Annotated in this window: 8 protein-coding genes; 7 read left to right on the top strand and 1 reads right to left on the bottom strand. The window is 46.8% G+C overall.

The window, feature by feature from the left end:
* The first annotated feature begins 2 nt into the window (after positions 1 to 2).
* The 6 genes from ACXAFR_RS00100 to ACXAFR_RS00075 all read left to right on the top strand — a co-directional run bounded on the left by ACXAFR_RS00100 (position 3) and on the right by ACXAFR_RS00075 (position 10,327).
* The gene (locus ACXAFR_RS00100; protein ID WP_475170263.1) at positions 3 to 4,247 is read left to right on the top strand and encodes a non-ribosomal peptide synthetase; all 4,245 of its coding nucleotides are present in this window, start codon (positions 3 to 5) and stop codon (positions 4,245 to 4,247) included.
* Between the two features lie 10 nt (positions 4,248 to 4,257).
* A complete protein-coding gene (locus ACXAFR_RS00095) occupies positions 4,258 to 5,211 on the top strand; it encodes an SGNH/GDSL hydrolase family protein (RefSeq protein ID WP_475170260.1) in 954 nt (317 codons plus the stop codon).
* Between the two features lie 68 nt (positions 5,212 to 5,279).
* A complete protein-coding gene (locus ACXAFR_RS00090; protein WP_475170254.1) occupies positions 5,280 to 7,628 on the top strand; it encodes an efflux RND transporter permease subunit in 2,349 nt (782 codons plus the stop codon).
* Positions 7,606 to 8,412 carry an outer membrane lipoprotein-sorting protein gene (locus ACXAFR_RS00085; RefSeq protein ID WP_475170251.1) on the top strand — a complete coding sequence of 269 codons (807 nt, stop codon included), beginning with the start codon at positions 7,606 to 7,608 and terminating at the stop codon, positions 8,410 to 8,412. Before ACXAFR_RS00090 ends, ACXAFR_RS00085 begins: the two co-directional genes overlap by 23 nt.
* The gene (locus ACXAFR_RS00080; protein ID WP_475170249.1) at positions 8,375 to 9,571 is read left to right on the top strand and encodes a hypothetical protein; all 1,197 of its coding nucleotides are present in this window, start codon (positions 8,375 to 8,377) and stop codon (positions 9,569 to 9,571) included. Before ACXAFR_RS00085 ends, ACXAFR_RS00080 begins: the two co-directional genes overlap by 38 nt.
* An 18-nt stretch (positions 9,572 to 9,589) precedes the next feature.
* The gene (locus ACXAFR_RS00075) at positions 9,590 to 10,327 is read left to right on the top strand and encodes a 4'-phosphopantetheinyl transferase family protein (protein WP_475170243.1); all 738 of its coding nucleotides are present in this window, start codon (positions 9,590 to 9,592) and stop codon (positions 10,325 to 10,327) included.
* A gap of 213 nt (positions 10,328 to 10,540) precedes the next feature.
* On the opposite strand, the gene ACXAFR_RS00070 is transcribed toward ACXAFR_RS00075, so the two are convergent.
* Positions 10,541 to 10,966 (bottom strand): GFA family protein, encoded by a 426-nt coding sequence (locus ACXAFR_RS00070; protein ID WP_475170241.1) that lies wholly within the window; start codon positions 10,964 to 10,966, stop codon positions 10,541 to 10,543.
* A 245-nt stretch (positions 10,967 to 11,211) separates the two neighbouring features.
* On the opposite strand from ACXAFR_RS00070, the gene ACXAFR_RS00065 reads away from it, so the two are divergent.
* On the top strand, positions 11,212 to 11,880 hold the full coding sequence (locus tag ACXAFR_RS00065; RefSeq protein WP_475170237.1) for a phosphoglycolate phosphatase: 669 nt from the start codon (positions 11,212 to 11,214) through the stop codon (positions 11,878 to 11,880).

Here is an 11,880-nt window from a genome sequence, read left to right as displayed (position 1 = left end):
ACATGGCTCAGAATAACAGGGAAGTTGGAATGATGTCAGTCGAGGAAAAACGTGCTCTGCTGAAAAAAATACGGTGTCAGACAGACGGTGATTGGCCGCTGTCCCTAGGTCAGCGTGCCTTATGGTTATTGCAAAAACAATGTCCTGATATGAGCGCGTACAACGTCGCAAGCTGCTTGGAAATTCAAGGAAAAATTGATTCTGATAAGTTTCGCGCCGCACTGGCATTCGTACAAGCTCGGCACCCAACGCTTCGCAGCCGCATGACTCCCGGTGATGTCATACCTCGTCAGCGCTTCACTAAAGATGCAGATATGGGATGGTATGAAGCTGAACTGGCTGGCTCGGAAGAGCAGATTAAAGCCGAGGTTTATAGGGCTTACCGGCAACCGTTTGATTTAGAAAAGGGGCCTCTGACGCGCGCTCATTTGTTTCGCTTAGAAAAAGAGCGATGGATATTCTTGCTGAGCATCCATCATATCGCGGTAGACGGTATGTCATTGTGGAAGCTGCTCGATGAGATTTCACAGGTGTATACCGCGATGTCTTCTGGCCTTCATCCGACATTGCCGGAAATAGCGTCCAGCTATCTCGATTACATAGTCGACCAGCGGCGCTTTCTTGCCAGTGAGGGCGGACAACAACAGCTCTCCTGGTGGCGTGAAAAGCTGAGTGGTGAGCTTCCGATATTACAGCTGTTGCCAGATGAGCTGAGACCACCGATATACTCATTTAATGGCGCTGAATATAAACTTCAATTTACTGCGGCTTTCAATCATAAATATATCGATTACTGTCGCGAGCGGGGAGTGACGCCGTTTGTACTTGGCCTGGCGCTCTATGCAGTATTGTTGCACCGGTACACTCGTCAGAACGATATTTTAATCGCGACACCGAGTGCCGGCGAAAGCCAATTAAAGTACCCTGATGCCGTCGGATATTTTGTTAATCCGTTGCCAATTCGAGTAAGAATTGATGAGTCAATGAGTTTTGACGAATGTTTGAGCAATATTCAAGATACCATTCAAGGTGCTCTTGAAAACCAAGATATACCCTTTCCCGTCCTGGTGGAAAAACTATCAGTACCGCGAGATCCTAGCCATCCGATACTGTGTCAATCAATGTTTGTTTACCAAAAACAACCTCAAGTTCTCAATCGAGTTGGGTTTGCAGATCGTTTTTATTCCTGGCGTAGCCTGCAAGCGAAACAATTTCCACTACCACAGCAGACGGGCCAATTTGATATTACCTTAGAAATTCTGGAGGATGCCGGAGAGATTTCGTCCCATTGGAAATACAACAGTGATATTTTCTATGAATCTAAAATTCGCGGTATCGCGGATGCATTTGTTCATTTGGCCGAAGGGGTTTTTGAAGACTCAAGGAAAATGATAGGGCGTTACCTGCTCCTAGCTCCCCAGAAAGTTAACGCTTTAATGCCGCCGCCAGAGCAGACAATAGAGCCAAAAGAAACGATTATCTCCACATTTACACGTGTTGCTAAGCGCTTTCCTGATTCGATTGCCATCAGTGATGATCAGGGGACGATGAGCTACAGCCAATTAGAAGCGCGTAGTAACCTGGTTGCACATCAGCTTCTAGCCTGTGGCATCGATAGAGAATGTCCTGTTGGTCTTGCGTTACCGCGTTCTCGAGATCTAATCGTAGCCATTCTTGCTACGCTAAAGACGGGTTGCTATTACCTTCCGTTAGATCCGAACTATCCAACGGAGCGACTGCAACACATGATAGAGGACTCTGGGTGTCAGCTAGTAGTTACCCATAGCGAATGTCATGAGTCGGTTAAGATGCTCGGAACATCTAGTGAAATACAGCCCAAGCTATTAATCATAGATAGCTTGGTGACTGACGCACAAACACAGGTATCAGGAAGACCACCCGAAGTCGAACCGTCGTCACTTGCCTACATTCTTTATACCTCTGGTTCAACAGGAAAACCGAAAGGCGTCAGGGTAACCCATCACAATGTGATGCGACTGTTTACGGCTTGTGATCAGGTGTACGACTTTGATGAAAACGACACCTGGACGATGTTCCACTCCTATGCGTTTGATTTTACCGTATGGGAAATCTGGGGAGCCTTGCTCTATGGGGGAAAGCTCGTGATGGTTCCCTATTCGATTTCACGCTCACCGGAAGAATTTTATACGTTGTTGCAAGCAGAGCGTGTGACCGTACTCAGCCAGACTCCGTCTGCATTTCAACAGTTAATAAAAGTCGACACGGCCAGAGCTGAGGAAGACAGATTAGATCACGTTCGCTGGGTCGTCTTTGGTGGGGAAGCGTTAAATCTTACCAGCCTCAGACCTTGGTTTAATAAATATGGTGATGACTCACCAAAACTGGTCAATATGTACGGCATTACTGAAACGACGGTACACGTTACCCAGCGTCGACTCACACAGGCCGATATGCTTTCGCCCCATAGTCTCATCGGCAAACCCTTAGCTGATCTACATGTCATGATACTGGATGCCGAACAACAGCCCGTGCCCATCGGTGTGCCTGGAGAAATATTCGTTGGCGGTGGCGGCGTCAGTCAAGGCTATCATCGGCGGGAGGAATTATCCGCATTACGATTTTTGGATGATCCGTTGTTACCTGGTCAGAAAATGTATCGTACGGGGGATTTGGGCGTCTGGTGTGAAGAGGGCTCTATCGCCTATCTGGGCAGAATTGATCACCAAGTTCAATTACGAGGTTTTCGTATCGAGCTGGGTGAGATAGAAGCAAAAATCTGCGCCTATCCTTCCATTGATAACTGTATTGTTCTGCTGCGGGAAGATAACAAAGATGACCAGCGCTTAGTTGCTTATGTGACCTTAGAAAATCCGCTTGATGTCCGCGAATTTTCTTGGCTTCACTTAAAGGAGTTTCTTAGCGAAACGCTGCCCGCGTATATGTTGCCGTCTACCGCCGTATTATTGGAATCGATTCCACTTACCGTTAATGGGAAAGTCGATCGCGCTGCGCTACCAAAGCCAGACTATCTTCAACAAATGTCGTTTGTGAATGCGAGAGATTCACTAGAGCAGCAGGTAGCTTGTCTGTGGGCAGAAGTACTCGATATTTTTGAGGTTGGCATCCACGATAATTTTTTTGATATAGGGGGGCATTCTCTGTTGGCGGCATCCCTGGTTAACAAAATGAGTATGCTGACAGAGCCTTTTGGACTCTCGCAGCCGCCAAGTCTGACGATGCTTATGCAATACCCAACTGTGGCGTCTTTGTGTCATGCCCTGCGACGTCAAACAGAAGTTGCTCCTTGGAGCCCCCTGGTTACGCTCTACAGTCGCGGCGACAATACGCCGCTTTTTGTGATTCCGGGAGGCACAGGTAATGCCCTCTATTACCAGCCGTTAGTTAAAGCCTTGGCACAGATTGAGCAGAATCAACGCCCTGTGTATGGACTCCAGGCCTGGGGATTAGACGGCATACAGCCGTTGCCGGAAACCGTTGAGGACATAGCGCGGAAAAATATTGACGTATTACGCAGCATACAGCCCGAAGGGCCTTATCTTATCGCTGGACATTGCTTTGGTGGATTGGTCGCCTATGAAATGGCGCTGCAACTTACTCGGGCAGGGCATTTAGTTCAGCGGTTAGTCCTATTTGATGTTCCAGCACCGCTTCCCAATCACAAGCCTCCCGCGATCCACTGGCAAGATTGTGAATGGTTGCGGTATTTCATCCAGATTATGGTTGAGAGCACCAAGGTTCAGTCTTCGTTTTCTTCATCTGATTTGTTGTCTTTGTCTTCGGAGAATCAAGTAAGAGCTTGCCAACAATATTTGGAGCAAGCAGGTGTTATCCCAGAAACGGATGACGTCACAGCCGCCACCGGCATGTTTAACGTCTTCAAACACTACAGCCAGCTCACTTACCAGCCGAATAGATCGCACCGATTACCTATCAGCTTGTTTCGCGCTCGCGAGGCTCATGCCCAATTTGACTATGGTGCAGCTGAAGACGCGACAAGCATTGAGGCGTCGTCGCTCGGGTGGCGTCAGGCGGGTGAGGATAGCCTGAATATTATTCTTGCAGAGGGCAACCATATCACTATGTTGCAACATCCGCAGGTTGAGACTTTAGCAAGACTTCTGGCAAAGGAATTACAACCCGTTCGTCCTGGCGCTTTTACGTCCCTAGACGAAAACACTCTAACGTCCTATCCATCGGTTTCGGTAGACGCTACCTCTTCTAAATTGCCATCCCCATTAAATTAAGGAGAATGATATGAAATGGTTTTTCAATGTTGTCACACTGACATTAACGCTTATTTGTACTAACGCATTTGCGGGTAATTATCCGCACACATCTGTCAAGGACGATCCGGGGTTTAGTGATCTGATCATTTTTAGTGGTTCTTTGTCAGACACAGGTAATATCGCAACGCTCGTTGGTGATGCGCCGGCACCGTATTGGAACAATCGATCCACCAATGGCCCCTCTGCCGCAGATATTATGGCGCAGAGACTAGGATTCGATGCGGAACCTTCATTGCATTTGATCGGACAAGTGGGTGGTAACAACTTTGCCGTCAAAGCCTCAACGACACGCGGCACCGAGTATACCGATTTGCCCGCTCAGTTAGATGCCCATTTTCAAAGGACAGGGGGGCTTGCGCTTCCAGATGCATTGTATTTCGTCTTTATCGGCGGGCACGACGTCATTGAAGCAGTGCTAGAGCCCGATTTAACGACATCGCATCAGATCATACGAGATGCCGTCACAGGTTTAAGAGGACAATTAGAGCGGTTAATCGATGCCGGTGCGCATCACCTCTATGTGCCTGGGTTTATCGACATCAGTTATTCCCCTGCATTTCAAGACCCATCCATTAATGAGAAAGCACACGATATCTCAGAGATGTTTGAGACGTTATTCCTGAAAATGCTACGCCAAGTAGAAGCAGAAAATAAGATTCGAATTTACAAGTTCAGTTTTTGGGACTTCGTTAAAGACAATATTGAAAGTGGGGAATATTTAGGGTTTACCAACAAAGTTGATTCCTGTGTCGATTCTCCGGATTGTGACTTCGAAAAATATATCTATATGGATTCCGTTGTGCCCACAGCTAGGGTGCATGACCTCTTAGGTAATGCTCTGGCGCTCGATCTGTTCCACCAACTGAAAGAATGTCGCCGTGGCAATTGGCACGATCAGTCGTGTCGCCGCCATAAACATTAATAAGAGATGTCGGAGAGTCTCAAAGACTCTCTCGACAAAGGTCACTTACCAGAACTGTGGCAGACTTTATGAAATCACTCGATCTAATAATAGAACGTTGGGGGCAGCGGTTAGGTGAATCCATCGCGGCTAATCGATGGCTCTACGTAATCCTACCGGTGATTCTGTGTCTTGGGATCACCTTCGGATTACCGGGCATTAGTATTTCTAACGATTATCAAAATTTCTTTTCGGAAGAAAACTCGGATTTATCGGCTTTCAAAGAGTTTCAGTCAGACTACACCAACAACGATAACATTCTGTTCGTTGTGATTCCTAACAGTGGCGATGTTTTTCAGCCTCAAGAACTCGCTGCTGTTGAAGCATTAACCGAGCTTTCCTGGACCATTCCGTATACCACTCGCGTCGACTCCATGACGAACTTCCAGCATTCTGCTGCAGCGGGGGATGACATTGTTGTGGATCGTTTGGTTCGCAATGCGGAGACGCTGACGGACGATGAAATTCTTGCGATCAAAGATGTTGCCCTCAATGAGCCTCTTCTTCGGAACAATCTTGTCGCAGACGATGGGCGAGCCGCGGGGGTCAATATTAACCTTCAGTATCCTAATGAAAGCATACAGGAGGTGCCCGATACGGTAACGGCGGCGAGAAATATACGTGACAGAATCGAAGCACAATATCCTGGCGTAAGTATTGCGATCTCGGGTATTGCCATGTTGAACAACGCGTTTGCAGAAGCCTCGCAGAATGACATGGCCGTTCTTGTCCCTCTGATGTATGTGTTAATTGTCGCGGTGATCATATTGGTGTTGCGGTCCTGGACTGCAGGGATAACAACCCTGTTGCTCGTTACTCTCGCGACTCTGTCCGCAATGGGCTATGCCGGTTACGCTGGCATCGCGATGACACCAATATCTTTTATTGCACCCACCGTCATTTTAACCTTAGCAATCGCAGATTCGGTACACCTTTTGTTAACGGCCGTTGCTGCCATGCGAGAGGGTAAATCGCAGAGAGACAGCTTTATTTACAGTTTACGTATCAATATTTTACCCATCTCACTGACCAGTCTTACCACGATCATAGGCTTCTTGAGTCTAAACCTGTCTGATTCGCCGCCGTTTTGGCATCTCGGCAACATCACAGCGGTTGGTATCGCGACTGCATGGCTATTGTCGATCACGTTTCTTCCCGCGCTCATGTTGCTTTTACCGTTGAAGATAAAATCGGTAGAGGCGGATCGGTTTAGCCGATGGATGGACACGTTAGCAGGCTGGGTTATTCGGCGCCATATTCCGATTTTAGTTGTTTTTCTCATAACAACAACGGGATTGGCGTTGCAGCTGACCAAGCTGGAATTAAACGATGATTTTGTCCGCTACTTCGATAAGGATATCGAATTTCGCACAGATTCCGAGACGGCAATTCAGTATTTAAACGGCATTTACTTGGTGGAGTATTCGGTTGGAGCCGGTGAGGTTGACGGCATTAATCGTCCAGAATATCTCCGTCACCTTGAAGCTTACACGCATTGGTTACGTCAACAGCCAGAGGTTAGGCATGTCTTTTCCTACAGTGACATTATCAAGCGCCTAAACCGCAATATGTACGGCGACGATCCCGCCTATTACAAAATACCGGACAGCAAACTCGCCGCCGCCCAATTATTATTTTTGTATGAAACTTCTCTGCCATCGGGTACGAATCTCAGTGATCGCGTTACTACGGACAAATCTGCGACTCGGATTACCATCTCTATCGATGACATGACCGCAAAGGAGGGCATCGCTTTCTTTAAACGCTCAGAGCAATGGTTGCGGGATAATACCCCAAGCTATATGTGGGCAACGCCGACGAGCGTGAGTGTCATGTTTTCCTATATTTCTCAGCGAAATATAGAAAATATGATTTCGGGTAATTTTTTAGCGCTGATTCTGATTTCGTTACTTCTTATCGCCGGTCTACGCCACATTGGATACGGTGTCCTGAGTGTGCTGCCCAACACATTGCCGATCATCGCCACTTATGGGGTTTGGACGTTGTTGGTGGGGCAGGTGGGTATGGCTGCCGCCGCGGTTTCCGCGACGTCTTTAGGCATTATCGTCGATGATACCGTTCATTTTATGACCAAGTACTTACGGGCAATTCGAGTTGAAGGAATGAGCCGGCCGGATGCCGTGCGCTACGCTTTCAGCACCGTTGGTAAGGCGATTTGCTTAACCACTGTTGTGCTTGGTATAGGGTTTTCAACGTTGGTGTTTTCTGATTTTCTCATTAATTCCCAACTTGGACTGCTCACTCTCCTGTCGATTTTACTGGCAATGGTATTTGACTTGCTATTGTTGCCCGCCATTTTATTAATTGGCTATAAACCTGCTGAGGAAGAAAATTATGAATCTGCTTACTCGTCCTAATTTAATGGCCATGACCTTGTTATTCAGTTTGGTCAGTAGCTCGGATCTATTGGCGATAACGCCGGAAGAAAAAGGCTACGACGTAGCCGCTCAATCCGATCGCACCGATCGTGGTTTTGGCGATAGTGTGGTTGACATTACCATGGTATTGAGAAGTGAGCAGGGCGAAGAAACCCGGCGCTCGATGTTACAACGCACTCAAGAAGTGCCCTCTGAGGATACTGGTGATCGAACACTTATCTTATTTTCTAAACCTGAGGACATTGCTGGCACGGCGTTACTGTCGCATACTAAAATTTTAAAAGCCGATGATCAATGGTTGTATCTTCCCGCATTTAAGCGCGTTAAACGTGTCGCCTCGGTAAATAAAGACGGTGCCTTTGTTGGTAGTGAGTTTGCTTTTGAGGACTTCACCGCACTGGAGCTAAACAAATATGACTACCGCTATATCGACAGTGAAGCGTGCGAAGAAAGAACATGCGATGTCATTGAGCGAATTCCGCGTTATGAATATTCTGGTTACTCTCGCCAAGTCGCTTGGATCGATCAGGACATCTATCAAGTGCACAAGGTTGAATTTTTTGACCGAGCGGGGGAGCGTATAAAAACGCTAAAAATGTCGGATTACAAGCAGTATGAAAACAGTGTTTGGCGCCCCCATAAAATGGAAATGGTAAATCATAAAACCGGTAAGTCTACCGATCTTTTGTTTTCTTCCTATCAGTTTGATAATGGATTTTCGCGCCGTGATTTCGATAAGAGTATTCTGGATCGCCTTAATTAGTTCCACGCTGTCGTCGGTTTCAATGGTGAGTATGGCATTAGGGAATGATATTAATGCCGATCTCACACTTGGCATTCGCGGCCGCGGCTACACCGAGCCAGGGTTGTATTCCAAACAGGACAAACGTTACGAAATTGCCGGTGAAGCAGAGCTGGATCTTAGTTGGCAACCTAGCAATGATCATTACTTTAAGATGCTGGCATTTGGTCGTTTGGATGAAGCCAGTGACGAATTGACTCACGCGGATTGGCGCGAACTCTACTGGCGGGGTAGCTATCGTGATTACAGTCTATTGATTGGCTACCAACAGGTTTTTTGGGGCGTATCCGAAAGCAGACATCTGGTGGATACCATTAATCAGATTGACTTTCTTCAAAACATCGATGGTGAAGACAAGTTAGGGCAACCGATGGTATCAGCCAGTGCGCGGACTGATCTTGGTGAGTTCGAAGTGTATTGGCTGCCGGTATTCGTTGAGCGCGCCTTTCCCGCCGTTGAAGACAGATTCAGCTTACCTCTGGCTGTAGAAAACACATCAGAGTTTCCTGATATCTCTCCACACAGTGATAAGCAGTATGCGCTGCGTTATAGCCACTATTGGGAAGCCTGGGATTACGGAATCCATTATTTTTACGGGTTATCGAGAGAGCCGGTCTTGGTTTCAAACGGTGATGGGCTCACGCCATACTATTATGAGATGCAGCAGTTTGGTGTCGATCTGCAGTACACTGAGGGGGCATGGCTGCTTAAAGGGGAAGCGATATATCGAAAAACCCAGGATGATCCCTTCCTGGCTATGGTCGGTGGGTTTGAATACACACTGTTTGGCGTACGTGAGGGTAACACGGACTTAGGCTTATTGGCCGAGTATCTCTACGATGATCGCAATGAAGATCAGCCGGCAACTTTTCTCGATAATGACCTGTTTATTGCGACGCGCTGGGCGTTAAATGACGTTAAGGACACAACCTTACTGGTGGGGCTCTATCAAGACATAGAATCTTCGGAAAGGCTGCTGAGTCTTGAAGCAAGTACACGGATTACAAACCACTTTAGAGTGGATCTTGAAGCTCGCTGGTTCGAGAGTGATGGAGACACACCGATAAGAAGCTTCGAGCAGGACGATTACATCGAGATAAATATCAGTTATTACCTTTGACAAACCCGTTAAATTTCTGTGAGTGGATTTCTTAAAGAGAGCGAATACGAACGGATCTTTCGTATTCATAAAGCAGCAGTATGTGCTTACCATTATGATCTTTCAAAGTATTCCGACAGTTTATTTGAGACGTATGCGACACCATTTCCAAAACGTTTAAATAACGCCGTGAATAAGAGAAAAGCAGAATATCTTGTTGGTCGATATTCTGCTGTTGAAGCTTTACAAAGGGTGGGTATCAGAATCGACCGCCTTGTTAAGGGAGATGATGGATCACCGCAGTGGCCAGACGGCATTGTGGGTTCGATATCGCACACAAAAGATACTGCAATTTGTGTTGTTTCACAGAATATTTGCTACGAGTTCATTGGCGTTGATCTGGAAAATATAATGACATATGACACGGCTATCAAGCTTAAACATTTGATTCTTGATCAATACGAAGAAAACATGATCCAAGCATTACCGGCTAGTTTTGCTGCGTTAGTCACGTTGATTTTTTCAGCAAAAGAAAGTATCTACAAAGCGCTTTATCCTACAGTAAAACGGTATTTCGATTTTCATTCGGTAAAGTTGGCTAACATTTCTATGGAATCGCGCTGTTTTGAGTTCATTCTAGCTAACGATTTGTGCAGAAAATATACACGGGGCGTTGTCGTTAAAGGGCGATTTTATATTAATTGCCATAGTGTTTTGACACTGGTATTAAAAGAAGCCATGACTCTTGAAGGCTCGTCAAAGGTTCATCGATTATAAAGATTCGCCGCAACTAGGGTAGTTTTATTTTTTAGCGTACAGTTAAAAACGGCGAGCATCCAGAACTGAACACCGCCACTAGATCGTGTATTTATAAATTTCAGCGCCAGTGGCCGCGTAGAGCGAGGCTGGTTATTCGTGAGGTGTCTGCTTTTCTTGGAGAGCTTGGGCGTTTAACGCCGACACAAAATTTGTGTCGGTTAAACACACGTGTTAATCATTTGCTTGCGTCGGTGGAAGCGGCTGCTTCTCAACACGCTCAAGTTCCGGATCAAGACACGCCCATGCTGGTGCGCTTTTCGCCCATATATTTACGCTTGGCTTTATGGATGAAGGTTCATCTAACGTCCCGGCTCGAACAACTGTAAACTGGGGTCTCGCTGATGAATTAGCAAATAATTGACTCCCGCACTTAGGGCAAAAGCGACGCGTCAGTTGATTACCGCTGTCAGCAACACTGGTGTATGAGATGGGTTCACCTTGAATCTCAAGAGATTCAGTCGGCACCAAAAGATTCACGGTGCCGTTTGAAGAAATTTTCTGACAATCTTCGCACCAACCTATTCTTGTGGTAATAGGATCCGAAGATACAACGTAGCTAACTGAACGACATAAACACCGTCCTGTTCTTTTGTTCATTTATTTCTCCTTAATTTGTATTTGGCGAAAGCAACAGTACGGGTGGTACAAGGCTGCTGATTAAATAAATACCTTTTCTCGCCCAGCGTGGGCATAAATAAATGAGCGGGTAACAGCCCAGTTTCGAACAAGTCCAACCTGAACAGAAATAATAAATCTAATCGATAAGACCATCTATTTTTTAAAACTCTTACAGAGTAAAAAGGCTTATAATACTCAATCCCTGGACTTATTGGTTAAGAGCTATGAGTATCCGCAAGCCCAAAATGATTCTGATCGACGTGGACGGCACTTTGGTAGATAGCGTCCCCGATCTGGCTTACTGCGTCGATGAATTAATGAAGGCCCTTGGGCGGGAACCCCATGGCGAGGCTAAGGTGCGTGATTGGGTTGGCAACGGTGTTGAACGTTTGTGCCGTCGTGCGCTGGTGGGCCAGTTGGACGGCGAGCCATCCGACGAAGAGTTTGAAAATGCCTACCCGATTTTTCTCGATCTCTATGCTGAGAACACGTCCAAACGTTCCTGTCTGTATCGGGGCGTGCGCGAGGGGTTGGAATACCTCAAATCGAAAGATTATAAGATCGGATGTGTAACCAACAAGGCTTCGCAGTTCACCTTGCCACTGCTTAAGGACCTAGGCCTGTTTGAAGACTTCGAGATCATCGTTTGTGGCGATACCCTTGAGGAGAAGAAGCCGCACCCATTGCCGTTGCTGTACGCCGCTAAACAGTTGGGTGCGAGCGCGGAGGAATCGTTAATGCTGGGTGATTCGATGAGTGATGTGAAAGCCGCACGAGCAGCCGGCTTCCAGATTATCTGCATGAGTTACGGCTACAACCATGGTGAAGACATCCGAGACTACAGCCCGGATGCCGTGATCGATTCGATGGCGGAGTTAAGCGGGCTGCTGTGA

The organism is Pseudomaricurvus sp. ABR4_320, assembly GCF_056159445.1.
This window is presented reverse-complemented; position numbering and strand designations above follow the sequence as displayed.